This window comes from Dryocola mayonis, assembly GCF_051307045.1.
In the GTDB taxonomy this organism is placed as follows: Bacteria; Pseudomonadota; Gammaproteobacteria; order Enterobacterales; family Enterobacteriaceae; genus Dryocola.
Genome location: NZ_CP150452.1, coordinates 3,235,902 through 3,260,766, shown reverse-complemented (window position 1 = coordinate 3,260,766; position 24,865 = coordinate 3,235,902). Strand labels below are relative to the sequence as shown.

Below are 24,865 nucleotides of genomic sequence, written 5' to 3'. Positions count from 1 at the left end.
GAAGTTCCTCATGATAAGTCTAAAAGGTTGTCATTCATCTTCCGTTGAAATATTAATTTCCTGCGATCGCAAAGTGATATTTTCCTGATGCGTTTCTTTCCTGCGCTTTTTAATAACGTGAATCTCTTCGGTGAGAAAGTAATGTTTAACTATTTCAATACGCTCTTCGATAACCGGGATTATCGTTACCTCTCCCTCCTGACGCACCTGAGGGATATTTCCGGGTTTTACCGCTTCGTTTTTCGCGACGCGTTTAATTAACGCATCTTCATGCGTTAACTCTGTCTCAATAAGCTTTTCGTCGGCCCTGGTGGAGCGCGTGATGCGAATGCGCCGGTCGACAACTTTTCTGGTGCCCAGCTCAACGCGCTCCTCGGCGAGGGATACGGTTTTTGGGGGCAGGCTCACGTCTTTTTCGTTGTCGCTCTCATTTGACATATTTTACCCGGGCATATTGCTATTAAAATAAATGCCTAATAAATAACAAGAACGGCTGGTATATTCTTAGGTGGTTATTTATTAATGTACTTTTAAGCATAGAACAAAAAATGCAGCGGCCGGAAATTTAACAAAATAAATTGTTAAAAGAAGTAAATTTCCGCCTCGTAAAACTAAAATATTAAGCAGTCCTCAGAATACTCTGTAAAAAATAACGCCTTCCGATAAACGTCTACGCGTCTGGCTTTATCATCTTTTAATAATAGCGGGCGGCACTGCTTTTCCTTCTGCTTAATAATTCCTTTTATTAAAAACAACGGTAAGCGTTTTTGCCCTGCGCGCTCGCGGCACGCTGGGTCAGCCTGTCGCCCACATCAGGTAATGGCTATGGGTGTAAAGTTAATTTTACGATTTTAAGGGGCTTTTGGGCTTGGTACGCCACATTAAGAATCAGTGTAACGTATTATTTACGGAATATGGATTGCAATCTTTACTGTTCGTGGTAAGGTAACGATTCCTCACTGAGGAAACGACTATCGCAAACGAGCTAAAACAGGACCGCCATCATGCAAAAAGACGCGCTGAACAACGTTCATATTTCTGACGAACAGGTATTGATCACTCCGGACCAGCTTAAGGCCGGGTTCCCGCTCACCGCCGCACAGGTTGCGCAGATCGAACAGTCCCGCCAGACGATTTCAAACATTATCGCCGGCCGCGATCCTCGTCTGCTGGTGGTTTGTGGACCCTGCTCGATCCACGATCCGGAAACCGCGATTGAATATGCTCGTCGTTTTAAAGAACTGTCTGAACAAGTCAGCGATAGTCTGTACCTCGTAATGCGCGTCTATTTTGAGAAGCCACGTACTACCGTGGGCTGGAAAGGGCTGATTAACGATCCGCACATGGATGGCTCGTTTGATGTGGAAGCGGGGTTGAAAATTGCGCGTGAACTGCTGGTGAAGCTGGTCAGCATGGGCCTGCCGCTGGCAACTGAAGCGCTCGATCCAAACAGTCCGCAGTACCTGGGCGATCTGTTCAGCTGGTCGGCCATCGGCGCGCGTACCACGGAATCCCAGACCCACCGTGAAATGGCTTCCGGCCTTTCCATGCCGGTCGGTTTTAAAAACGGCACCGACGGCAGCCTGGGCACGGCAATTAACGCAATGCGCGCCGCTGCGATGCCGCACCGTTTCGTTGGGATCAACCAGGCCGGCCAGGTTTGCCTGCTGCAAACCCAGGGCAACCCGGACGGCCACGTTATCCTGCGCGGCGGCAAAGCGCCAAACTACAGCCCGGCGGACGTCGCCCAGTGCGAAAAAGAGATGGAACAGGCGGGACTGCGCCCGGCCTTGATGATAGATTGCAGCCATGGCAATTCAAACAAAGATTACCGCCGCCAGCCGGGCGTGGCTGAATCCGCCGTCGCCCAGATTAAAGACGGTAACCGTTCGATTATCGGCCTGATGATTGAAAGCAATATTCATGAAGGCAATCAATCTTCAGAACAGCCGCGCAGCGAAATGAAATACGGCGTTTCCGTTACCGATGCCTGCATCAACTGGGAAACCACGGAAAGCCTGCTGCGCGAGATCCATAAGGATCTGAACGGTACGCTTGCGGCGCGTAAGGCATAAGAGGTTTTACTATGGTTGCTGAATTGACCGCGTTACGCGATCAAATCGATGAAGTGGATAAGGCGTTGCTGGATCTTCTGGCACGCCGCCTGGAACTGGTAGCGGAGGTTGGCGAAGTCAAAAGCCGCTACGGTTTACCTATTTATGTGCCCGAGCGCGAGGCTTCCATGCTGGCTTCTCGCCGTAAAGAAGCGCAAGCGCTCGGCGTTCCTCCCGATCTTATCGAAGACGTGCTGCGCCGCGTGATGCGTGAGTCCTACTCCAGCGAGAACGATAAAGGATTCAAGACGCTTTACCCGGCTCTGCGTCCGGTGGTGATTGTCGGCGGCGGCGGACAGATGGGGCGCCTGTTCGAGAAGATGCTCACGCTGTCGGGCTATCAGGTCCGCATCTTCGAGAAGGAGGACTGGCCGCGTGCCGGGCAGCTGATGGCGGATGCGGGTATGGTCATCGTCAGCGTGCCTATTCATCTTACCGAACAGGTTATCGCCCAACTGCCGACGTTGCCTGACGACTGCGTGCTTGTCGATCTCGCTTCGGTTAAGAACGGGCCGTTGCAGGCCCATGCTGGCTGCGCACGCCGGACCGGTATTAGGCCTGCATCCGATGTTCGGACCGGATAGCGGCAGCCTGGCAAAACAGGTGGTGGTCTACTGCGACGGGCGCCTGCCGGAAGCTTATCAGTGGTTCCTCGAGCAGATTCAGGTCTGGGGCGCTCGCCTGCATCGCTCCAGCGCCGTTGAGCACGACCAGAACATGGCGTTTATTCAGGCGCTGCGTCACTTCGCCACCTTCGCCTACGGCCTGCACCTGGCGGAAGAGAACGTGAATTTAGAACAGCTGCTGGCGCTTTCTTCGCCAATATACCGGCTGGAGCTGGCGATGGTCGGACGTCTGTTTGCCCAGGACCCCCAGCTTTATGCCGACATCATCATGTCATCGGAAAGCAATCTGGCGTTGATCAAGCGTTACTATAAGCGCTTTGGCGAGGCGATCGGCCTGCTTGAGCATGGCGATAAGCAGACGTTTATCGACAGCTTCCGCAAGGTTGAGCACTGGTTCGGGGATTACGCCCAGCGTTTCCAGAGCGAAAGCCGCACTTTGTTGCGCCAGGCAAACGATAGCCGCCAGTAACGGTAAAAAGGTTTTATAATCAAAGCCAGTGGGAAAGCCCGCTGGCTTTTTTTTGCGATAAGGATACCTGAGATGGCACAGCCGCAACGCCTGTTTGACTACATCGGTCACCTACCAGAATGCCCTACGTGGAACGCAGAGGAAGAAAGCCTTTACTGGACTGATATCCTTGAAAACGAAATACACCGCTACCATACGGCGAGCGGCAGGCACGACGTGATTCAGTTTTCTGAAGAGGTGGGATGTTTCGCCTTTCGTGAAAACGGCGGTTTTATCGTAGCCTTGCGCAGCGGAATTTATCTGACCAACCAAACGGGGCTTATCACCCGGAAAGTCTGTGATAATCCGAATAATCCCGAGCTTGCGCGTTTTAACGATGGCGGCACCGATCGTGACGGCCGCTTTTATGCGGGCACATTCTGGGGGCCGGGTGATTACAACGGCGCGCTGCTGTGCCGCGTCGATCGGGATCTGACGCCGCATATCATCCAGCACGACATCCACGGCGCGAACGGCCTGGCTTTCAGCGAGGACAAAAAGTGGATGTACACTTCGGATACGCCAAACAGGGTGATTTATCGCACGCCGCTCAATGAGCTGGGCGAGCCGGGGACAAGACAGGTATTTAAACGCTTTGCCGCGGGTGAGGGCATTCCTGACGGGGCCGCCATAGATGCGCAAGGCTGCTACTGGACGGCGTTGTTCGACGGATATCGTATCGCGCGGCTGTCCCCTGAGGGCGAGGTGCTGGAAGAACATCTTTTGCCGGTACGCTGCCCGACCATGGTTTGTTTTGGCGGCGCCGACATGAAAACGCTGTTTATCACCACTACGCGAGAAAATATGGATGAGGCGGAGCTTGCTGAACGTCCGCTTTCTGGCGCTATTTTTACGCTGCGGACCGAGGTTGCGGGCCTGGCAAAGCTGAAGTTTAAAGAAAACCGGTAAGCCAGCCTGACGCTGGCTTACCGCAGTCAGCGTCAGGCTGGATCGACAGGCACGACGTTTTCGCCTGGATAGCAGCCGAGCACCTTCATCGAGCGGGTGATCTCTGCCAGCTCACGCAACGCTTTCTGCATTTCCGCATCTTTCAGATTGGCCTGAACGTCCAGGTAGAACATCTCCTCCCACGGATTGCCGTTAATCGGACGGGATTCGAGCTTCGTCATAATCAGATTGTGATTGCGCAGAACCAGCAGGGCTTCCACCAGCGCGCCGGCCTGCTGACCGGTGGCGATAAGCAGGGTAGTTTTAGCCGGAACCTGTTCTGAAACGTCGATCGCTTTACGCGCCAGCACAATGAAGCGGGTAATATTTTGCGTCTGGTTTGCCAGGTTGCGTTCAAGCACCTGCAGGCCATAGAGCGCGCCGCCGGCTTCGCTACCCAGCGCGGCGACGTGAGGAGAATTCGCCTGCGCGACTTTTTCCATCGCCGCGGATGTGCTTTCGCAGTATTCGATTTTCCAGTGCGGATAACGATTGATGAACTGGCTGCACTGCTGGAAAGGCTGCGGATGGCTGTAAACCGTTTCGATCTTATCTAAATCCGTTGTGCCGCTTACCAGCACGCAGTGGTCGATAGGCACCGTCATTTCTCCGACGATGGAAAGGCTGGTGTGCTGAAGCAAATCGTACACGTCGTTAATCGCGCCGGAGCTGGTATTTTCAATAGGCACCACGGCGTAATCGGCCTGGCCGGTTTCAACCTGATTGAAGATATCGTGGAATTTGGCGCAGCCGCTTTCGATAAACTGCTCGAAATGACGTGCGGCGTACTGACGGGCCGCAAGATGCGAATAGGAGCCTTTCGGACCGAGGAAGGCAACGCGGGCAGAGTGCGGGTTGGTTTTATTCAGATGCTGCTGCAGCAAAGCCTGCTGGGTCAGCACCGAATCTTCGATGATAAGCTGGAACAGGCGGGTAATATAGTGCGCGTCCAGGTGATGGGTTTTTCCCAGCGCAATCAGGCGCTCCAGCAAATCCCGCTCGCGGTCGATGTCGCGTACCGGACGGTGAGACTCAATCTTCGCCTTACCAACTTCTATGGCAAGCCCGCGACGTTCTGCCAGCAGGGCCAGCAGCTTCACATCCAGGGCGCTGATTTTATCGCGCAGAGCCAGCAAGGGGTTTGTCTCAGTCATAACGCTACCTTTTCGATGTCCATAAAAAAGGCCTCCCGTTTGGGGAGGCCTGTTTGTTCGTCTTCGCATTCTTTATCACACGACGAATTGCCTCCCGGTCAGGGGAAGGTAAAAAAGAATGCGAAGAAAAACGGCAGAAGTCTCATGGGCTAATTCCTTACAAGTCTGCGGATTAACTTACTCGTTCTGTTTTCGCCCTGTCAATCAAAAAACGCGCCCGGAGGCGCGTCGTTTACGTTAATTGCTTTTTAAAATTATTCTTCTTCAGATTCTTCTGCGAAGGCAACATCTTTCACTGAACCCGTAGTGCGCCGCGCTTCGCCTTTGTGCTGCACCTTGTTTAGCTGCCGCTCCAGTTTGTTTATTAGTTCGTTGATGGCCGCGTACATATCATCATGCTTGGCGCTCGCGACGAGCTGCCCGTTCGGCGTACTTATGGTGGCATCAGCCACAAACCCCTGTGGTTCTTTGGACAAAATAATGTGTGGATTAATGAGGTGAGTTTGCCACTTGTCCAGTTTAGTGAGACGGTCCGCGACATGTTGACGAATAGCCGGGGTGATTTCCATTTGCTTGCTGGTAATGTTCATTGTCATAAAGTTACCTCTTGTCTTTCCCGTCTTGGTAACTCCAGCATACCTCTCTTAATGTCAAAAAGTGTGATGTAAATCACGTTATTTTGTCACTTTTTGTCAAGGACAGCTTTTTGTGAGGCAGGGCAGGATATCTGCCGATATCGCTTGTGGAAGACAGAAATAGCGTTCATATTTGATGGGATGACCTGATGCTAAACCGTTTCAGTTTGGCGTTTCGGGCAATAAAAACGGCAGCCGCGGCTGCCGTTTTGTGTTTCTGGAGTACGCTAATCAGCTGGTGCTGCCGTTGGCTGCGATAATTTTCGCCACCTTGTCCGCCTGACCCGGCATCTGCATTTCACGATACGCTTTTTCCATCAGTTTTAACCCGTCACGGGTTGCCTGGGTATCCGGATAATCGCGCAGCATGCCTTCAACACGGTTAACAACTGCCACCCACGCGCCGCGTTTGGTGTAGTATTGCGCCACGGAAAGTTCATACTTCGCCAGACGATCCTTCAGGAACACCAGACGTTTGGTGGCGTCGGTGACGTACTGGCTGTTCGGGTAGCCACGAACCAGCTTTGAGAAATCGTTAAAGGCATCACGCGCGTGCTGCGGATCGCGATCGGAACGATCGACGCCAAAGAAACCCTGTAATGCGCTATCATCCAACGCCATATCCGTCAGGCCCACGCATGTAAAGCACGTAATCGATGTTCGGATGGGTAGGGTTAAGGCGCATAAAGCGGTCGATGGCCGCCTGAGCCAACGGCAGGTCGGCGTTTTTGTAGTAGGCGTAAATCAGATCCAACTGCACCTGCTGCGAGTAAGGCCCGAACGGATAACGGTTATCCAGAGCTTCCAGTTGCGTTATCGCCGCTTTAAAGTTACCGTCCTGCAACTTTTGCTGGGCGGTCGCATAGATCTCAGAAGGTGGATTATCAGGAACCTCATCCTTGGAACTGGAGCAACCAGCCAAAGCCAGGCTCAACGTGGCAGCTGCCACCAGATATTTCATACGCGTCATGACGTTTTGACTTTCCTCAGAATGTTATCCGGGAGGCTCGCATTTCCAGCTCCCGATAAAGACCAGCTACAATAGCACACTATATTAAACGGCATTGCCGTAAAACCCAACGTTAACGAAGAAGCTGTCTATGGCACAACTAGTACAACTCAACGCAACAGTATCCGATTCACAACTCGGTCAACGCTTAGATCAGGCTTTGGCCGAATTGTTCCCGGATTATTCACGTTCGCGTATAAAAGAATGGATTCTTGACCAGCGCGTGCTGGTCAATGGCAAAGTCAGCGACAAACCAAAAGAAAAAGTGTTGGGTGGAGAAAGCGTCACCATCAATGCCGAAATCGAAGAGGATGTACGCTGGGAAGCGCAGGATATCCCGCTCAATATTGTCTACGAAGATGATGACATTCTTGTCATTAACAAGCCTCGTGACCTTGTGGTGCACCCGGGCGCCGGTAATCCGGACGGCACGGTGCTGAACGCCTTACTGCATTATTATCCGCCGATTGCCGATGTGCCGCGCGCGGGCATCGTTCACCGTCTGGATAAAGACACGACTGGTTTGATGGTGGTCGCCAAGACCGTTCCTGCGCAAACTCGCCTCGTGGAATCGCTGCAGCTGCGTGAAATTACACGCGAGTACGAAGCTGTCGCTATCGGTCATATGACCGCGGGCGGCACGGTGGAAGAGCCGATCAGCCGTCACCCGACCAAACGTACCCATATGTCCGTTCATCCCATGGGTAAACCGGCGGTAACGCATTATCGCATTATGGAACACTTCCGCGTACATACCCGCCTGCGCCTGCGCCTGGAAACGGGCCGTACTCACCAGATTCGTGTTCATATGGCGCATATCACTCATCCTCTGGTGGGCGATCAGCTCTACGGCGGCCGTCCGCGCCCGCCAAAAGGCGCTTCGGAAGAGTTCGTTGCCGTGCTGCGCAAGTTCGACCGTCAGGCTCTGCACGCGACGATGCTGCGTCTTTATCATCCCATCAGCGGCATGCTGATGGAGTGGCATGCGCCGATTCCACAGGATATGGTGGAGCTGATAGAAGCGTTGCGCGTAGATACCGAAGCCCATAAGGATCAGCTGGACTGGCTATGAGTAAAACGACCACCCCGCAGTTAATCTTTCCGCAATGGCCGATGCCGCAAGGTGTCGGCGCCTGTAGCTCAACGCGTATCGGCGGAGTCAGCCTGCCTCCCTACGATTCGCTCAACCTTGGCGCCCACTGCGGGGATGCTGCTGAGCATGTCGAAGAGAACCGACGTCTTTTTTATGCCGCGGCTGATTTGCCTTCAAAGCCCGTCTGGCTTGAGCAGGTGCACGGAACCGCGGTACTAAGACTGACCGGCGAGCCTTACGCGTCAAAGCGTGCGGATGCTTCTTACAGCGATACGCCGGGTACGGTTTGTGCGGTAATGACGGCGGATTGTTTACCGGTGCTATTCTCTAACAAAGCCGGTACGGAAGTCGCGGCCGCACATGCAGGGTGGCGCGGATTATGCGCAGGCGTTCTCGAAGAGACCATCGCCTGCTTTAAAGACAGCCCGGGAAATATCATCGCCTGGCTTGGACCTGCCATCGGCCCGGACGCATTCGAAGTTGGTCCGGAAGTGCGCGAAGCATTTGTCGCTAAAGATGCGAAGGCGGATGCGGCTTTCCGGCCCGTGGACGAAAAGTATTATGCTGATATCTACACGCTGGCGCGCCAGCGTCTTGCCAATGCCGGGGTCGAACAGGTCTACGGCGGCAATCGCTGTACCCACAGTGAAGCAGGCGATTTCTTCTCATATCGCCGCGACAGAATCACCGGCCGTATGGCAAGTTTTATTTGGCTGATATAACCTATAGAATCAAGACGATCCAGTGCGGGTAACTCAACGCTCACATATTTCAGGTCATTAACCTTGAATAATTGAGGGATGACCTCATTTAATCTCCAGTAGCAAATTTGACCTGTTTATGGGAGGAGTTATGCGTCTGGATCGTCTTACCAATAAATTCCAGCTTGCCCTCGCCGATGCCCAGTCGTTGGCTCTCGGGCACGACAATCAATTTATCGAACCTCTTCACTTGATGAGCGCGCTGCTCAATCAGGAAGGAGGATCTGTACGTCCTTTACTGACCTCCGCGGGCGTGAACGCGGGGCAGCTACGCACGGCAATCGAACAGGCGTTGAGCCGTTTACCGCAGGTCGAAGGAACCGGCGGTGACGTGCAGCCTTCGCAGGATTTGATGCGCGTGCTTAATCTGTGCGACAAGCTCGCGCAAAAAAGAAACGATAATTTTATCTCATCGGAACTCTTTGTTCTGGCTGCGCTGGAGTCGCGTGGCACATTGACTGACTTACTGAAATCAGCGGGCGCCACCACGACAAATGTGACAGCTGCGATTGAGCAAATGCGTGGAGGTGAAAACGTGAACGATCAGAATGCCGAAGACCAGCGTCAGGCATTGAAAAAATACACCGTCGATCTGACCGAGCGTGCCGAACAGGGCAAGCTGGATCCGGTCATCGGTCGCGATGAAGAAATTCGTCGCACCATTCAGGTATTGCAGCGCCGTACCAAAAACAACCCGGTGCTTATCGGTGAGCCGGGCGTAGGTAAAACGGCCATTGTCGAAGGGCTGGCGCAGCGCATTATTAATGGCGAAGTTCCTGAAGGGCTGAAAGGCCGCCGGGTGCTGGCGCTGGATATGGGCGCGCTGGTGGCCGGGGCGAAATACCGCGGCGAATTTGAAGAGCGTCTGAAAGGCGTGCTTAACGACCTCTCTAAGCAGGAAGGCAACGTCATTCTGTTTATTGACGAGCTGCACACTATGGTTGGCGCGGGTAAGGCCGACGGCGCAATGGACGCGGGCAATATGCTCAAGCCTGCGCTGGCGCGCGGTGAACTGCACTGCGTGGGCGCCACCACGCTTGATGAATATCGACAGTATATAGAAAAAGACGCCGCCCTTGAGCGCCGTTTCCAGAAAGTCTTTGTGGCCGAGCCTTCCGTCGAAGACACCATCGCGATTTTGCGCGGGCTGAAGGAACGCTACGAATTGCACCATCACGTGCAAATCACGGACCCGGCGATCGTTGCGGCCGCAACCTTGTCGCATCGTTATATCGCCGATCGCCAGCTGCCGGATAAAGCCATCGACCTTATCGATGAAGCCGCTTCCAGCATCCGTATGCAGATTGACTCGAAGCCGGAAGAACTCGACCGGCTCGACCGCCGTATTATTCAGCTCAAGCTGGAACAGCAGGCGCTGAAGAAAGAGTCGGACGAAGCCAGCCAGAAACGCCTCGGCATGCTCAACGAAGAGTTAGAGCTTAAAGAGCGCGAATACTCGGTGCTGGAAGAAGAGTGGAAAGCTGAGAAAGCCTCGCTTTCCGGCACCCAGACAATTAAAGCCGAGCTGGAGCAGGCGAAAATCGCTATTGAGCAGGCCCGCCGCGTTGGCGATCTGGCCCGCATGTCCGAGCTGCAGTACGGGAAAATTCCCGAGCTGGAAAAACAGCTGGCGGCGGCGACCCAGAGCGAAGGTAAAACCATGCGCCTGCTGCGCAATAAGGTAACCGACGTAGAAATCGCCGATGTTCTGGCCCGCTGGACCGGTATCCCCGTCGCTCGCATGCTCGAAGGGGAGCGCGAGAAGCTGCTGCGGATGGAAAAAGATCTTCACCAGCGCGTTATCGGCCAGGATGAAGCCGTGGAAGCCGTTTCGAACGCCATTCGTCGTAGCCGCGCCGGGTTATCCGATCCTAATCGCCCGATTGGTTCGTTCCTGTTCCTTGGGCCGACAGGGGTGGGTAAAACCGAGCTTTGCAAAGCGCTGGCGAACTTCATGTTCGATAGCGACGATGCGATGGTGCGTATCGACATGTCCGAGTTTATGGAAAAACACTCCGTCTCGCGTCTGGTTGGGGCGCCTCCTGGCTATGTAGGTTATGAAGAAGGGGGATACCTGACGGAAGCGGTTCGCCGTCGCCCTTATTCCGTGATTCTGCTCGATGAAGTTGAGAAAGCGCATCCGGATGTCTTCAACATTCTGTTGCAGGTGCTGGATGACGGGCGACTCACCGACGGGCAGGGCAGAACGGTCGACTTCAGGAATACGGTGGTCATCATGACTTCTAACCTGGGGTCAGATTTGATTCAGGAACGTTTCGGCGAACTGGATTATGGACACATGAAGGAGCTGGTGCTTGGCGTGGTCAGCAGCAACTTCCGTCCGGAGTTCATTAACCGTATTGATGAGGTGGTGGTCTTCCATCCGCTGGGCGAACGCCACATTGCTTCTATTGCGCAGATTCAGCTGCAGCGCTTGTATAAACGTCTGGAAGAGCGTGGCTATGAAGTTACCCTCTCCGACGACGCGCTGAAGCTGCTTAGTGAAAACGGTTATGACCCGGTATACGGCGCCCGACCGCTGAAACGCGCTATTCAGCAGCAAATCGAGAACCCGCTGGCTCAGCAAATTCTGTCTGGAGAACTGATTCCGGGGAAATTAGTTAAGCTGGAGGTAAAAGATAATCATATTGTGGCCGTTCAGTAAGCCACAAAACTTATTAAACGAGCCCTGCGGGGCTCGTTTTTGTTTAAAATCCAGGCAAAAGATAACGAAATTCGGCCTTATTGCCTGGAAAGTAGCCAAACGATAAGTTTTTTCTATTTTATACTTGTCAGCCTCAGAAAAATCCCTATACTGCGCCTCCACTGACACGGCACAACGGCTTACAAACCGGCCCGTCAGGCAGACGAAAGCGAAAATAAACGCTTGACTCTGAAAGAGGAAAGCGTAATATACGCCACCTCGCAACAGCAGGCTTCGCCGCTGATTGCACCGCTCTTTAACAATTTATCAGACAATCTGTGTGGGCACTCGCAGGATTGATATCTCAGCATCTTCGGGTGCAAAAAAATATCAAGCCTTGAAGAGTGACCAGACAGTAATTCATTAGTGAATTATGTGAATGTAATCTTTGAGCACCGCTTCACGTGTTGAAGCACATCAAGCTTTTAATTGAAGAGTTTGATCATGGCTCAGATTGAACGCTGGCGGCAGGCCTAACACATGCAAGTCGAACGGTAGCGGGAAGAAGCTTGCTTCTTTGCCGACGAGTGGCGGACGGGTGAGTAATGTCTGGGAAACTGCCTGATGGCGGGGGATAACTACTGGAAACGGTAGCTAATACCGCATAACGTCGCAAGACCAAAGAGGGGGACCTTCGGGCCTCTTGCCATCAGATGTGCCCAGATGGGATTAGCTTGTTGGTGGGGTAACGGCTCACCAAGGCGACGATCCCTAGCTGGTCTGAGAGGATGACCAGCCACACTGGAACTGAGACACGGTCCAGACTCCTACGGGAGGCAGCAGTGGGGAATATTGCACAATGGGCGCAAGCCTGATGCAGCCATGCCGCGTGTATGAAGAAGGCCTTCGGGTTGTAAAGTACTTTCAGCGAGGAGGAAGGTGTTGAGGTTAATAACCTCAGCAATTGACGTTACTCGCAGAAGAAGCACCGGCTAACTCCGTGCCAGCAGCCGCGGTAATACGGAGGGTGCAAGCGTTAATCGGAATTACTGGGCGTAAAGCGCACGCAGGCGGTCTGTCAAGTCGGATGTGAAATCCCCGGGCTCAACCTGGGAACTGCATTCGAAACTGGCAGGCTAGAGTCTTGTAGAGGGGGGTAGAATTCCAGGTGTAGCGGTGAAATGCGTAGAGATCTGGAGGAATACCGGTGGCGAAGGCGGCCCCCTGGACAAAGACTGACGCTCAGGTGCGAAAGCGTGGGGAGCAAACAGGATTAGATACCCTGGTAGTCCACGCCGTAAACGATGTCGACTTGGAGGTTGTTCCCTTGAGGAGTGGCTTCCGGAGCTAACGCGTTAAGTCGACCGCCTGGGGAGTACGGCCGCAAGGTTAAAACTCAAATGAATTGACGGGGGCCCGCACAAGCGGTGGAGCATGTGGTTTAATTCGATGCAACGCGAAGAACCTTACCTACTCTTGACATCCACGGAATTTGCTAGAGATAGCTTAGTGCCTTCGGGAACCGTGAGACAGGTGCTGCATGGCTGTCGTCAGCTCGTGTTGTGAAATGTTGGGTTAAGTCCCGCAACGAGCGCAACCCTTATCCTTTGTTGCCAGCGGTTAGGCCGGGAACTCAAAGGAGACTGCCAGTGATAAACTGGAGGAAGGTGGGGATGACGTCAAGTCATCATGGCCCTTACGAGTAGGGCTACACACGTGCTACAATGGCGCATACAAAGAGAAGCGACCTCGCGAGAGCAAGCGGACCTCATAAAGTGCGTCGTAGTCCGGATCGGAGTCTGCAACTCGACTCCGTGAAGTCGGAATCGCTAGTAATCGTGGATCAGAATGCCACGGTGAATACGTTCCCGGGCCTTGTACACACCGCCCGTCACACCATGGGAGTGGGTTGCAAAAGAAGTAGGTAGCTTAACCTTCGGGAGGGCGCTTACCACTTTGTGATTCATGACTGGGGTGAAGTCGTAACAAGGTAACCGTAGGGGAACCTGCGGTTGGATCACCTCCTTACCTTAAAGATACAACCCGCGCAGTGCTCACACAGATTGTCTGATAGAAGTAAAGAAGCAAGGCGTCTTGCGAGTGAGACTTCAGTGTCCCCTTCGTCTAGAGGCCCAGGACACCGCCCTTTCACGGCGGTAACAGGGGTTCGAATCCCCTAGGGGACGCCACTTGCTGGTATGTAAGTGAAAGATGCGTGCCGAACTATCTCAAAACTGATTCTCAGGAATCACGTTTGAGATATTTGCTCTTTAAAAATCCGGAACAAGCTGAAAATTGAAACGACATGTCGTCTCATTCTTCCGTAATAAAGAATGGGTTTACGATATGTTCGAGTCTCTCAAATTTTCATAATCTGAAGCGAAACATCTTCGGGTTGTGAGGTTAAGCGACTAAGCGTACACGGTGGATGCCCTGGCAGTCAGAGGCGATGAAGGACGTGCTAATCTGCGATAAGCGCCGGTAAGGTGATATGAACCGTTATAACCGGCGATTTCCGAATGGGGAAACCCAGTGCAATCCGTTGCACTATCGTTAAGCCAATACATAACTTAACGAGGCGAACCGGGGGAACTGAAACATCTAAGTACCCCGAGGAAAAGAAATCAACCGAGATTCCCCCAGTAGCGGCGAGCGAACGGGGAACAGCCCAGAACCAGCATCAGTTTGTGTGTCAGTGGAAGCGTCTGGAAAGTCGCAGGGTACAGGGTGATACTCCCGTACACAAAGGCACACCTTCTGTGAGTTCGACGAGTAGGGCGGGACACGTGGTATCCTGTCTGAATATGGGGGGACCATCCTCCAAGGCTAAATACTCCTGACTGACCGATAGTGAACCAGTACCGTGAGGGAAAGGCGAAAAGAACCCCGGCGAGGGGAGTGAAACAGAACCTGAAACCGTGTACGTACAAGCAGTGGGAGCCTCTTTATGGGGTGACTGCGTACCTTTTGTATAATGGGTCAGCGACTTATATTCTGTAGCAAGGTTAACCGTATAGGGGAGCCGCAGGGAAACCGAGTCTTAACTGGGCGTTAAGTTGCAGGGTATAGACCCGAAACCCGGTGATCTAGCCATGGGCAGGTTGAAGGTTGGGTAACACTAACTGGAGGACCGAACCGACTAATGTTGAAAAATTAGCGGATGACCTGTGGCTGGGGGTGAAAGGCCAATCAAACCGGGAGATAGCTGGTTCTCCCCGAAAGCTATTTAGGTAGCGCCTCGTGAATTCATCTCCGGGGGTAGAGCACTGTTTCGGCTAGGGGGCCATCCCGGCTTACCAACCCGATGCAAACTGCGAATACCGGAGAATGTTATCACGGGAGACACACGGCGGGTGCTAACGTCCGTCGTGAAGAGGGAAACAACCCAGACCGCCAGCTAAGGTCCCAAAGTCATGGTTAAGTGGGAAACGATGTGGGAAGGCACAGACAGCCAGGATGTTGGCTTAGAAGCAGCCATCATTTAAAGAAAGCGTAATAGCTCACTGGTCGAGTCGGCCTGCGCGGAAGATGTAACGGGGCTAAACCATGCACCGAAGCTGCGGCAGCGACACTATGTGTTGTTGGGTAGGGGAGCGTTCTGTAAGCCGTTGAAGGTGGACTGTGAGGTCTGCTGGAGGTATCAGAAGTGCGAATGCTGACATAAGTAACGATAAAGCGGGTGAAAAGCCCGCTCGCCGGAAGACCAAGGGTTCCTGTCCAACGTTAATCGGGGCAGGGTGAGTCGACCCCTAAGGCGAGGCCGAAAGGCGTAGTCGATGGGAAACAGGTTAATATTCCTGTACTCGGTGTTACTGCGAAGGGGGGACGGAGAAGGCTATGTTGGCCGGGCGACGGTTGTCCCGGTTTAAGCGTGCAGGCTTGTGTTCCAGGCAAATCCGGAACACTTTAAGGCTGAGGCGTGATGACGAGGCACTACGGTGCTGAAGTAACAAATGCCCTGCTTCCAGGAAAAGCCTCTAAGCATCAGGTAACACAGAATCGTACCCCAAACCGACACAGGTGGTCAGGTAGAGAATACCAAGGCGCTTGAGAGAACTCGGGTGAAGGAACTAGGCAAAATGGTGCCGTAACTTCGGGAGAAGGCACGCTGGCGCGTAGGTGAAGTCCCTTGCGGATGGAGCTGAAGCCAGTCGAAGATACCAGCTGGCTGCAACTGTTTATTAAAAACACAGCACTGTGCAAACACGAAAGTGGACGTATACGGTGTGACGCCTGCCCGGTGCCGGAAGGTTAATTGATGGGGTCAGCCGCAAGGCGAAGCTCTTGATCGAAGCCCCGGTAAACGGCGGCCGTAACTATAACGGTCCTAAGGTAGCGAAATTCCTTGTCGGGTAAGTTCCGACCTGCACGAATGGCGTAATGATGGCCAGGCTGTCTCCACCCGAGACTCAGTGAAATTGAACTCGCTGTGAAGATGCAGTGTACCCGCGGCAAGACGGAAAGACCCCGTGAACCTTTACTATAGCTTGACACTGAACACTGGTCCTTGATGTGTAGGATAGGTGGGAGGCTTTGAAGCGTGGACGCCAGTCTGCGTGGAGCCAACCTTGAAATACCACCCTTTAATGGCTGGTGTTCTAACGTAGACCCGTTACCCGGGTTGCGGACAGTGTCTGGTGGGTAGTTTGACTGGGGCGGTCTCCTCCTAAAGCGTAACGGAGGAGCACGAAGGTTAGCTAATCACGGTCGGACATCGTGAGGTTAGTGCAAAGGCATAAGCTAGCTTGACTGCGAGAGTGACGGCTCGAGCAGGTGCGAAAGCAGGTCTTAGTGATCCGGTGGTTCTGAATGGAAGGGCCATCGCTCAACGGATAAAAGGTACTCCGGGGATAACAGGCTGATACCGCCCAAGAGTTCATATCGACGGCGGTGTTTGGCACCTCGATGTCGGCTCATCACATCCTGGGGCTGAAGTAGGTCCCAAGGGTATGGCTGTTCGCCATTTAAAGTGGTACGCGAGCTGGGTTTAGAACGTCGTGAGACAGTTCGGTCCCTATCTGCCGTGGGCGCTGGAGAATTGAGGGGGGCTGCTCCTAGTACGAGAGGACCGGAGTGGACGCATCACTGGTGTTCGGGTTGTCATGCCAATGGCACTGCCCGGTAGCTAAATGCGGAAGAGATAAGCGCTGAAAGCATCTAAGCGCGAAACTTGCCCCGAGATGAATTCTCCCTGAGACTTCAAGTCTCCTGAAGGAACGTTGAAGACGACGACGTTGATAGGCTGGGTGTGTAAGTGCAGCGATGCATTGAGCTAACCAGTACTAATGATCCGTGAGGCTTAACCTTACAACACCGAAGGTGTTTTGTGAGAGACAGAATAATTTGATTTTCAGCCTGAACCGAGATTTTAAGCCGGTGGTCATGAGCAGTGACGGCCGGAGAACAGAATATGCCTGGCGGCAACAGCGCGGTGGTCCCACCTGACCCCATGCCGAACTCAGAAGTGAAACGCCGTAGCGCCGATGGTAGTGTGGGGTCTCCCCATGCGAGAGTAGGGAACTGCCAGGCTCCAAACAGACAAAAAGGCCATCCTTGCGGATGGCCTTTTTGTCGTCTGCGATTTACAAAACGCCTTACTACCTTCTGTTCAGCCATGACGTATTGGCGTAATACACTTCCTCTGCCAGGCTAAAAAGAAACTTTTATCCCTGGAGCATTCCTTGCCGACGCGTGAATTTTGCTATCAACAAGACTTTTCCAGCATCGACTTCCGCGAACAGCCTGAGCGATATCAGGTTGGTCGCGGTGAGCAGGGCGTGCTGCTTGTCGAGCCCTATAAAAGTGAAATCTTACCGTTCTGGCGTTTTAAGGATCCTGCCGCAGCAAGGCAATCGGCGGAAAAAATTTACCAGCTTTTTGAGGGCTACCGCGAGGCCAATGATTTTGTAGGTATGGACATGGCCCGCAAGTTTATCCAGATGGGATACACAAGAGCGCGGCGTTATGCGAACCATCAGGGTGGCCGCAAATACGATCCTCAGGGTAAAGAATTACCGCGTGGAAACGATCCTGTTAAGGCGCAAGCCGCCAGCATCTTTAAAAGTTTCTGGGACCGCATACGCGCAGATGAAGACTATATTGCTCGTAAAAAGGCGCATCAAAAAAAATGGGGCTAAATTCACTTCCCGAAAAGGTAATGCTTTTCCGGGATTGCAGTAAACATAAAGCTTCGTCACGAGTTTATTAACAAGTTAGCGTCATGCCATTAATAATCATGCATCAAATATGCTACCTGCTTTACTGTAAGACGGGGATTTGCCCGCTATGGAAAACAGGAGAAAATTATAATGACAGAAACCGCGGTAACCGAAGATAAATTAGCGTCAGACGCACAGGACACCCGTCGCCGCATCTGGGCCATTGTCGGAGCTTCGTCAGGTAACCTGGTTGAATGGTTCGATTTTTACGTCTATTCATTCTGTTCGCTCTATTTCGCCCATATCTTTTTCCCGTCAGGTAACACCACGACCCAGCTTCTGCAGACCGCCGGCGTTTTTGCGGCCGGATTTTTGATGCGTCCTATCGGCGGCTGGCTATTTGGCTATATTGCCGACAGGCATGGGCGCAAAAAGTCGATGCTTATTTCCGTGTGCATGATGTGCTTTGGCTCTCTGGTTATCGCCTGTTTGCCCGGCTATGCCGTTATTGGAACATGGGCTCCGGCTTTGCTCCTGCTGGCTCGTTTATTCCAGGGACTGTCAGTTGGCGGCGAATACGGTACGAGCGCCACCTATATGAGTGAAGTCGCCGTTGAGGGACGAAAAGGGTTTTATGCGTCCTTCCAGTATGTAACCCTTATCGGCGGCCAGCTTTTGGCGCTGCTGGTCGTGGTGGTGCTGCAGCAGGTTTTAAGCGATGGGGCGCTGCACAGCTGGGGCTGGCGTATACCTTTCGCTATCGGTGCCGTGCTGGCTATCGTTGCGCTCTATTTACGCCGATCGCTGGATGAGACGGCGGATAAATCCGTCAGGGAACACAAGGATGCGGGTACGCTTGGCGGCCTGTGGAAAAACCGCCGCGCCTTTATTATGGTGCTGGGCTTTACGGCCGGCGGCTCGCTAAGTTTCTATACCTTCACTACCTATATGCAGAAATACCTGGTGAACACCGCCGGGATGCACGCCAATGTTGCCAGCGCGTTGATGACCTTCGCGTTGTTTATTTTTATGCTGGTACAGCCTCTTTTCGGCGCGCTGTCAGACAAAATCGGCCGTCGAAATTCGATGCTCTGTTTTGGCGGGCTGGCGGCGGTTCTGACCGTGCCAATTCTTACTGCGCTACAGAACGTGAGTTCGCCTTACGCAGCCTTTGGTCTGGTGATGCTGGCCATGCTGATCGTAAGCTTTTACACCTCGATCAGCGGGATCCTGAAGGCGGAAATGTTCCCGCCAGAGGTTCGCGCTTTGGGCGTGGGCCTTTCTTATGCGGTGGCTAATGCGTTGTTTGGCGGCTCTGCTGAATATGTCGCTCTGTCGCTTAAATCAGTCGGCAGTGAGACGGCATTTTTCTGGTACGTTTCGGGAATGGGCGCCGTGGCTTTCCTGGTGTCATTGATGCTGCATCGTAAGGGTAAAGGAATAAAACTTTAGTGCTCCGCCAGCTGCCATAGTGTATAGCCGGTGGCCGCACCGGCTATATCCCAGGTGAAGTCTTTCCAGCTCCAGCCGCTACCCGCGGCGCGGCTATCCCATAGCTCTTTCGACGCGCCCAGGCCGGTTGCGAAGAGCAATCCAAAGTTCGCGCTGCGTGAGCTACTCCAGCCCTGCCGCTGGGCCGTATTCGTTGCCCGCTGCGGCAAGCATAGCCGATGCCATAAAGTGTTGCGCTTTGTCCTGACCAGACCAGCTATCCTGCGCCATATGGCTGCAGCCGCTTAACAGAAATATTGCCGGTAAGATTATCCTTTGCATCTTCAGCCTCATCTATAAAAAAGCCCTGCTCAGCAGGGCCTTAATTATAGATGAATCACAGAATACGGCTTATCAGGCGATCGATTCGGATACGGCGTAAGCGTCGAATCAGCTTACGTACTTTTACCGGATATTCGGCAATGCTTTGCAGGTCGCGATAGTGCTGTACTACCGTCGTGTGGGTACGGATCAGTTCCAGTTCGCGAAGACGAAGCGCCGCCAGCTGCTGTTTCGGATCGTGGATCAGGATGGCGTTTTCAAGATCCAGACGCCAGGCTCGTGGGTTGAGGTTATTCCCGGTAAGCAGCATCCACTCGTCGTCGACCCACATTCCTTTCAGGTGATAGCTGTTATCGTCGTCCTTCCACAGGCGAACGATCAGCTGCCCGCTGTTAACGTAATACTGCAGACGGCTAAGGAAGCGACGCAGGTTTATTTCGTACAAATAGGGCAGCGCCCCGATGATCTTAAACGGCTGATCTTCCGGAATATAGAAGTCGTTAGCGGTTTTGTCGCCAACGATAATTTCCACCTGTTTGCCGTCGCGCAGCAGCTGAATAATATTGCGCACCAGCACCGCAGGCAGGTTGAAATAAGGCGTGCAGATAACCAGCTTCTGTTCCGTGCAGGGCATCAGATGGAAGATGGTTTTATTGAGCAGGCTGGATTTCCCAAGCCCGACCAGCGGCGTAACGGAAAGCTGCTCGTTATCGGCGTTTCCCTGGAAATGAAAAGTCGCGTCGCGCAGCTCCTGGCGGAACAGACGAATATCGTTTTTGATTTCCGGGCTTTTAGGGCGCTGCTGGCTGTCAAGACGATGCACCGCCCGGCCGCGAACCAGGTGCTGATTCACCCAGTCATACATCAGGTCCGCAAGCTGTGCGTTACCTATTACCTGATAACGGTCATAGCGGTATTTGTCATGCTGGTGAAGATAAACGTCGTTCAGGCTGGCGCCGCTGTAGATAACGTTGTCATCAATAATAAAGCCTTTGAAGTGCAGAACGCCCAGCGCTTCGCGGGTATTAACAGGCACGCCGTAAACCGGAATATCCACACCGGGATATTGCTCCGACAGGCGGTGATACCAGTCCGCATTGGTGTTGGTTGCGGCTACGCCGATACGGCCTCGCTGCGCGCGGTGCCAGTCGACCAGAACCGTTGCTTCTATTTCCGGGCGCTTTTGCTTTGCTTCATAGAGCGCGGAAAGAATGCCTTTGCCGCCATCGTCCTGCTCCAGATACAGCGCGACAATGCAAACACGGCGCGTTGCGCTGGCAATTTTTTGCAGCAAGGCTTCGCGGAAATCCGCAGGGGAGAAAAGGGTCTCTACATCATCAACTGACTGAGAAAGCTTTGGCAATTGGGCAAGGTGTTGTTGATGTTTGTTACGCTTAAATTTAGACAACATCACAGTGCATATCTTCTCTATTCATTGGATGGCCTTCTGCAAAATCCAGACGTCAGAACCTGCTGATAATACCACTACTGTTTCGCAAAGTGAGTAAGTTTTCCAGTGCCTTACTCACGAACCTGCGCTTTTTACCAGGGGTAAAGTCAGGCTAACGATACCATCTTCAAGCTGTATGTCGACTTCAAAGCCCAGTTTTCTGGCAAGCGTAACCATGCCCCGATTGTTCGGCATAGTGATGCCGTTTAGCCTTTGCAGGCCGTGATCGCCCGTATAGGCAATCAGCTTTTCCAGTAAACGGCGGCCCAGTCCCAGGCCTTTTAAGTCGGATCGCACCAGCACCGCGAACTCGGCATCGATATTATCGGGATCGGAAATGGCTCGCGTGACGCCGAGAATTTCTTCCCCGTCGTTATGCCGACGCACCGCCACAAAGGCCATTTCCCGATCGTAGTCGATCTGGGTCATGTTGGCTAAATCTTCATGGGTAAATTCGTTTATCTCGCTGAAATAGCGATAATAAAGATCCTCTTTGGTGACCTGGGCGATAAACAGCTGCAGCTGGGGTTCGTCTTCGGGAAGGATAGGGCGGAACAGGCAGCTCTCGCCGTTTTTAAGAACCACTTTTTCTTCCAGCTGATAGGGATAAGGGCGCACGGCAAGACGCGCATCGGGATCGCCTTCGAACGGCGCCAGCTGCAGCGTAACGTCCAGCAGCGTGAACTCGTTGCCCGAGGCCAGCAAAGGATGAATATCCAGACGGTGGATCTCCGGACAATCCACGATCAGGTTGGACACCTGAACCAGAATTTGACTGATGCCGGGAATATCAAGCGGGCGCAGCGCACTGCGGCCCCGGATTTTACCGCTTTTTATCGCCTGAATAACCAGATAGCGGGCAAGATTCATATTGAGCGGAGGGAGAGCGACAACGGCCTGCTGGTCCGGCCGCCACTCAATGCCGCCTTCGCCGAGCATAATCAGCGGCCCGAATACCGGATCCTGTTCCACCACCACGCGCATTTCCTGAGCGCCCGCGCGGTTCGCCATGCTTTGCACTAGCAAACCGTGGATGCGCGCCTGCGGCCAGGCCATTTTCACGCGATCGATAATGGCGTCTGCGGCCTGCTGCACCTCGCTGGCCGTACGCAGATACAGCATGACGCCCTGAACCTCCGACTTGTGCGGGATATCCGGCGAGCGCAGTTTAAGCGCCACGGGATAGCCAATCTGTTCGGCGATATGGACGGCTTCCGCGCTGTCGCAGGCGATCCAGGTCGGCAGCGTGTTCAGGCCATACGCCTGCAAAATCGGCCGCACTTCGTGAGTATCAAGGGACGTGGCGCCATCCTGTAAGGCCTGCTGAATAAGCTCATGCACGTCGCTGGTTTTGGCCGCAAGGCTTGCTGGCAGGGCGGGCGTCTCGCGCAGCTGTTTCTGGTTTCTGCGGTACTCAACCATATGCATAAACGCCGTAACCGTGCCCTCCGGAGTGCGGTAGGTTGGTATGCCCGCGTCGCTGAACAGTCGGCGGGCTTCCTGGGAGGAAAACTCGCCGCACCAGTTGGTGAGTAAAGTGACGTATTTTCCCCGTGGATGATGACGCAGTAGTTCTATTAATGCCGCCGCGCTTTCCGTACCCGGCGCCGCAGCGCTGGGAGCGTGAATAATCATCAGCGCATCGAAATCCTGGCTGTTGAGCAGGGCTTCAGCGGCGCGCAGATAGCGTTCGGGCGTTGCATCATCACGCAGATCTAACGGGTTGCCGCTCTCGACGCTTACAGGCAAAGCCTCCCGCAGCTTGCTCAGGGTTTCTTCGCTTAACGAGGCCAGCTTGCCGTTACGTAGCCATAGCTCGTCCAGGGCGAGAGCGGCAGGCGCGGCCCCGTTACTGACAATCATCAGCCTCTCGCCGCGAAGCGGGCGCATATGGCTTAGGGTTTCTACCGCCGAAAACAGCTCATGGGTATCCTGCACGCGCAGCAGGCCGGCGCGTTGAATCGCCGCATCCCAGGCCGAATCCAGGCCCGGATGGGTCTTCAGCAAAGCCTGGGCCCTGGCGCTGCGGCCGCTTTTAATAACGAGAATGGGTTTGTTGCGAGAAGCGCTTCGCGCGGCGGAGACAAAGCGCCGCGCATCGCTGAGGTGTTCAAGATAAAGCAAAATCGCGCTGGTTTTGCTATCCCGAGCCAGATAATCAAGCAGCTCGTCTACGTCGATATCCAGGCTATCGCCAAGGGCGATAAACCAGGAAAAGCCCATTTCACGCTGCTGGGCCCAGTCGAGAATGGTGTTAGAGACGGCGGCGGACTGGGAAATAAACGCCAGTTTGCCTTTCTGAATAGGCACCGGGGAAAAACTGGCGTTCAGCCCCTGCCAGGGCGCAAGCAGGCCGAGGCTATTCGGGCCAAGCAAGCGCATCTGCCAGCGGTTGGCGCAGGCTAACAGCTCAGGTAACTGTTCCGGCGAAGCGGAGAGGATAATGCACGCCTTGCAGCCCTTTTCGCCAAGAGCCTGCAGTAACTCAAAGTTGCGTTTTGCATGGGTGCAGATAACCGCAAGGTCGGGCGGAAAAGGAAGGCTGGCAACATCAGGCCAGGCCAGCACGCCGCAGACGGCCTGATAGCCTGGCGTCACCGGCATCACGGGTCCATTAAACCCCCCGGCCAGCAGATTACGCATCATCAGATAGCCTGCGCGATCGGTTTTCGCTGAGGCTCCAATGACGGCGATCGATTTGGGGCGCAGCAGCGCCTCCAGCCCACGTTGACTCATCGTTCTCTCCCCTGAGAAATGTCTACGTGAGTTTAAACGCTTTCTGGCTCCGCTGCTGTGACGCTGCCCTGATGATGGGGTTTACCCGCCAGATAGCGCTCGCGGAAAAGAGTGAAATGCTGCGTCAGGCCAGCGGAAGCCTGCTCATCGCCTGCCTGTTCCAGCAGGGCCGCTGCGACTTCGGCGGTGCAATATTGACCGTCAACGCTTGCGACCCGCAGGCGGTAGGCCGATGAGATACTCAAATCCACGGATATCACGGGCAGCGCATCAAGCCACGGGCTTTTACGAAACATTTTGCGTGCTTCGGTCCAGGTTCCGTCGAGCATAATAAACAGCGGTGGTTTGCCGGAAAGCGGCGGCGCGGTGAGGACCTTTCTGCCTTCGTCGGCGTAGGAGGCGGGGAAAACGACCATCGGCTGATAGCCGGCATCGGCCACTAAGTCGAGCAGTTCCTGCGGCGGCTCGGTACGCGACCACTGAAACGCTGCCGTATCCGGAAGAATATCGGCGATCAGACGGCCTGTATTGCTTGGCTTCATGGGCTCGGTATCGAACATTACCAGGCAAAAGCGGCTGCGCGCGGGCCGCGGCTGGAGCGTATCGCACAGGCACAGTTTCAGCGGCAGCAGGCAGCGCTGGCAACGGCGAATGCGGTTACCACGGGCAAGAAAGGGACGAGTAGCGCGCGCCAGGCGTTCAGCGCGAAGACGAAGAACAGCGTTTTCGGTCATCAGGGATACGGAAGCAAAAACGCTATTCTAGCGTAGATAGCAAAGCGGGGCACAAGAATCGTGCCCCGCTTTGGCGGTCAGATGTTTTCGTTCAACCAGCCGTCGAACGGCGCTTTCGGCATGGCGCCGTTTAGCATGTCCACCATCTCGCCCTTTTTGAAGATCATAATGGTCGGAATGCTGCGAATGCGGAAACGCGCGCTCAGCGCCGGCTCCGCTTCGGTGTTGACCTTAACAAAGCGAACTTTACCGCTACGTTCTTCGGCAACGTCTTCAAAAATAGGGGCGAAGTTAACGCAGGGGCCGCACCATGGCGCCCAGAAATCCACCACCACCGGCAGATCGTCTTTTAGCAGCTGGTCCAGCGTTTCGCCGGTAGCATTAACGACTTCGCCATCAAAGAGTTCGTGGCCGCAGCGCCCACATTTTGCAACGTCGTCAATGCGGTCGTCAGGAATGCGATTAATAGCCTGGCAGTCGGCACAAACGGTATTCATAACTAACCTCTAAAGGTGTGTTGTC

At 53.9% G+C, this 24,865-nt stretch carries 15 protein-coding genes, 1 tRNA gene, 3 rRNA genes, 3 pseudogenes and 1 other annotated feature; of the genes and pseudogenes, 12 read left to right on the top strand and 10 right to left on the bottom strand.

Annotated elements, in window-relative coordinates; translation table 11 throughout:
- Positions 1 to 30: 30 nt before the first annotated feature.
- Positions 31 to 438, bottom strand: a complete 408-nt coding sequence (locus tag WLO32_RS15710) for a DUF2382 domain-containing protein (protein WP_435945927.1) — start codon at positions 436 to 438, stop codon at positions 31 to 33.
- 566 nt (positions 439 to 1,004) lie between these two features.
- Between WLO32_RS15710 and aroF the strand changes: the two genes are divergently transcribed.
- The 3 genes and pseudogenes from aroF (at position 1,005) to WLO32_RS15695 (ending at position 4,157) form a co-directional block, all read left to right on the top strand.
- Positions 1,005 to 2,075 (top strand): 3-deoxy-7-phosphoheptulonate synthase AroF, encoded by a 1,071-nt coding sequence (gene aroF, locus WLO32_RS15705; RefSeq protein WP_435945926.1) that lies wholly within the window; start codon positions 1,005 to 1,007, stop codon positions 2,073 to 2,075.
- Positions 2,076 to 2,086: 11 nt separating this feature from the next.
- Positions 2,087 to 3,209: pseudogene (tyrA, locus tag WLO32_RS15700) on the top strand (bifunctional chorismate mutase/prephenate dehydrogenase).
- A 72-nt stretch (positions 3,210 to 3,281) separates the two neighbouring features.
- Positions 3,282 to 4,157, top strand: a complete 876-nt coding sequence (locus WLO32_RS15695) for an SMP-30/gluconolactonase/LRE family protein (protein WP_435945925.1) — start codon at positions 3,282 to 3,284, stop codon at positions 4,155 to 4,157.
- A gap of 32 nt (positions 4,158 to 4,189) precedes the next feature.
- Here WLO32_RS15695 and pheA read toward each other — a convergent pair whose 3' ends face one another.
- From pheA to bamD, 4 genes and pseudogenes are all read right to left on the bottom strand, one after another.
- Positions 4,190 to 5,350, bottom strand: coding sequence for a bifunctional chorismate mutase/prephenate dehydratase (gene pheA / locus WLO32_RS15690; protein WP_435945923.1), 1,161 nt, complete (start codon positions 5,348 to 5,350; stop codon positions 4,190 to 4,192).
- Positions 5,351 to 5,371: 21 nt separating this feature from the next.
- Positions 5,372 to 5,497: a sequence feature (Phe leader region), on the bottom strand.
- Positions 5,449 to 5,496, bottom strand: coding sequence for a pheA operon leader peptide PheL (gene pheL / locus WLO32_RS15685; RefSeq protein ID WP_201279432.1), 48 nt, complete (start codon positions 5,494 to 5,496; stop codon positions 5,449 to 5,451). (Overlaps the previous feature by 48 nt.)
- A gap of 107 nt (positions 5,498 to 5,604) precedes the next feature.
- The gene (gene raiA, locus WLO32_RS15680) at positions 5,605 to 5,946 is read right to left on the bottom strand and encodes a ribosome-associated translation inhibitor RaiA (RefSeq protein WP_121264348.1); all 342 of its coding nucleotides are present in this window, start codon (positions 5,944 to 5,946) and stop codon (positions 5,605 to 5,607) included.
- A gap of 270 nt (positions 5,947 to 6,216) precedes the next feature.
- Positions 6,217 to 6,955 (bottom strand): annotated as a pseudogene (gene bamD / locus WLO32_RS15675) (outer membrane protein assembly factor BamD).
- Between the two features lie 130 nt (positions 6,956 to 7,085).
- Between bamD and rluD the strand changes: the two are divergent.
- The 9 genes from rluD (at position 7,086) to WLO32_RS15630 (ending at position 19,102) form a co-directional block, all read left to right on the top strand.
- Positions 7,086 to 8,066, top strand: a complete 981-nt coding sequence (rluD, locus tag WLO32_RS15670; protein WP_121264354.1) for a 23S rRNA pseudouridine(1911/1915/1917) synthase RluD — start codon at positions 7,086 to 7,088, stop codon at positions 8,064 to 8,066.
- Positions 8,063 to 8,809 (top strand): purine nucleoside phosphorylase YfiH, encoded by a 747-nt coding sequence (gene yfiH, locus WLO32_RS15665; RefSeq protein WP_435945921.1) that lies wholly within the window; start codon positions 8,063 to 8,065, stop codon positions 8,807 to 8,809. Before rluD ends, yfiH begins: the two co-directional genes overlap by 4 nt.
- Positions 8,810 to 8,939: 130 nt before the next feature.
- Positions 8,940 to 11,513, top strand: coding sequence for an ATP-dependent chaperone ClpB (gene clpB, locus WLO32_RS15660; RefSeq protein WP_435945919.1), 2,574 nt, complete (start codon positions 8,940 to 8,942; stop codon positions 11,511 to 11,513).
- A gap of 465 nt (positions 11,514 to 11,978) precedes the next feature.
- Positions 11,979 to 13,520, top strand: a 16S ribosomal RNA gene (locus tag WLO32_RS15655).
- 85 nt (positions 13,521 to 13,605) lie between these two features.
- Positions 13,606 to 13,681, top strand: a tRNA-Glu gene (locus WLO32_RS15650).
- Positions 13,682 to 13,893: 212 nt separating this feature from the next.
- A 23S ribosomal RNA gene (locus WLO32_RS15645) occupies positions 13,894 to 16,799 on the top strand.
- A 106-nt stretch (positions 16,800 to 16,905) separates the two neighbouring features.
- A 5S ribosomal RNA gene (gene rrf / locus WLO32_RS15640) occupies positions 16,906 to 17,021 on the top strand.
- Together the 16S, 23S and 5S rRNA genes with 1 tRNA gene alongside form the textbook arrangement of a ribosomal RNA operon.
- A gap of 152 nt (positions 17,022 to 17,173) precedes the next feature.
- Positions 17,174 to 17,629: a DUF4385 domain-containing protein gene (locus tag WLO32_RS15635; RefSeq protein ID WP_435945918.1), complete on the top strand. Its 456-nt coding sequence runs from the start codon at positions 17,174 to 17,176 to the stop codon at positions 17,627 to 17,629.
- A gap of 171 nt (positions 17,630 to 17,800) precedes the next feature.
- On the top strand, positions 17,801 to 19,102 hold the full coding sequence (locus WLO32_RS15630) for an MFS transporter (RefSeq protein ID WP_435945916.1): 1,302 nt from the start codon (positions 17,801 to 17,803) through the stop codon (positions 19,100 to 19,102).
- Here the strand turns inward: WLO32_RS15630 and WLO32_RS15625 are convergent.
- The 5 genes and pseudogenes from WLO32_RS15625 to trxC all read right to left on the bottom strand — a co-directional run bounded on the left by WLO32_RS15625 (position 19,099) and on the right by trxC (position 24,840).
- Positions 19,099 to 19,423, bottom strand: a pseudogene (locus WLO32_RS15625) (YfiM family lipoprotein). The gene WLO32_RS15630 and the pseudogene WLO32_RS15625 sit on opposite strands and share 4 nt — an antisense overlap.
- Before the next feature lie 55 nt (positions 19,424 to 19,478).
- On the bottom strand, positions 19,479 to 20,834 hold the full coding sequence (gene pssA, locus WLO32_RS15620) for a CDP-diacylglycerol--serine O-phosphatidyltransferase (protein ID WP_435945915.1): 1,356 nt from the start codon (positions 20,832 to 20,834) through the stop codon (positions 19,479 to 19,481).
- 114 nt (positions 20,835 to 20,948) lie between these two features.
- Positions 20,949 to 23,609, bottom strand: a complete 2,661-nt coding sequence (locus WLO32_RS15615) for a bifunctional acetate--CoA ligase family protein/GNAT family N-acetyltransferase (RefSeq protein ID WP_435945914.1) — start codon at positions 23,607 to 23,609, stop codon at positions 20,949 to 20,951.
- A 32-nt stretch (positions 23,610 to 23,641) separates the two neighbouring features.
- On the bottom strand, positions 23,642 to 24,343 hold the full coding sequence (locus tag WLO32_RS15610) for a tRNA-uridine aminocarboxypropyltransferase (protein WP_435945912.1): 702 nt from the start codon (positions 24,341 to 24,343) through the stop codon (positions 23,642 to 23,644).
- 77 nt (positions 24,344 to 24,420) lie between these two features.
- Positions 24,421 to 24,840 carry a thioredoxin TrxC gene (trxC, locus tag WLO32_RS15605; protein WP_121265835.1) on the bottom strand — a complete coding sequence of 140 codons (420 nt, stop codon included), beginning with the start codon at positions 24,838 to 24,840 and terminating at the stop codon, positions 24,421 to 24,423.
- Positions 24,841 to 24,865 lie beyond the last annotated feature (25 nt).

Excerpts from the sequence above, each read along its gene's own strand:
- WLO32_RS15615 (WP_435945914.1), bottom strand. The coding sequence starts at position 23,609 with ATGAGTCAACGTGGGCTGGAGGCGCTGCTGCGCCCCAAATCGATCGCC.
- WLO32_RS15630 (WP_435945916.1), top strand. The coding sequence starts at position 17,801 with ATGACAGAAACCGCGGTAACCGAAGATAAATTAGCGTCAGACGCACAG.
- pssA (WP_435945915.1), bottom strand. The coding sequence starts at position 20,834 with ATGTTGTCTAAATTTAAGCGTAACAAACATCAACAACACCTTGCCCAA.
- yfiH (WP_435945921.1), top strand. The coding sequence starts at position 8,063 with ATGAGTAAAACGACCACCCCGCAGTTAATCTTTCCGCAATGGCCGATG.
- rluD (WP_121264354.1), top strand. The coding sequence starts at position 7,086 with ATGGCACAACTAGTACAACTCAACGCAACAGTATCCGATTCACAACTC.
- pheA (WP_435945923.1), bottom strand. The coding sequence starts at position 5,350 with ATGACTGAGACAAACCCCTTGCTGGCTCTGCGCGATAAAATCAGCGCC.
- WLO32_RS15710 (WP_435945927.1), bottom strand. The coding sequence starts at position 438 with ATGTCAAATGAGAGCGACAACGAAAAAGACGTGAGCCTGCCCCCAAAA.
- aroF (WP_435945926.1), top strand. The coding sequence starts at position 1,005 with ATGCAAAAAGACGCGCTGAACAACGTTCATATTTCTGACGAACAGGTA.
- trxC (WP_121265835.1), bottom strand. The coding sequence starts at position 24,840 with ATGAATACCGTTTGTGCCGACTGCCAGGCTATTAATCGCATTCCTGAC.
- WLO32_RS15610 (WP_435945912.1), bottom strand. The coding sequence starts at position 24,343 with ATGACCGAAAACGCTGTTCTTCGTCTTCGCGCTGAACGCCTGGCGCGC.
- clpB (WP_435945919.1), top strand. The coding sequence starts at position 8,940 with ATGCGTCTGGATCGTCTTACCAATAAATTCCAGCTTGCCCTCGCCGAT.
- WLO32_RS15695 (WP_435945925.1), top strand. The coding sequence starts at position 3,282 with ATGGCACAGCCGCAACGCCTGTTTGACTACATCGGTCACCTACCAGAA.
- raiA (WP_121264348.1), bottom strand. The coding sequence starts at position 5,946 with ATGACAATGAACATTACCAGCAAGCAAATGGAAATCACCCCGGCTATT.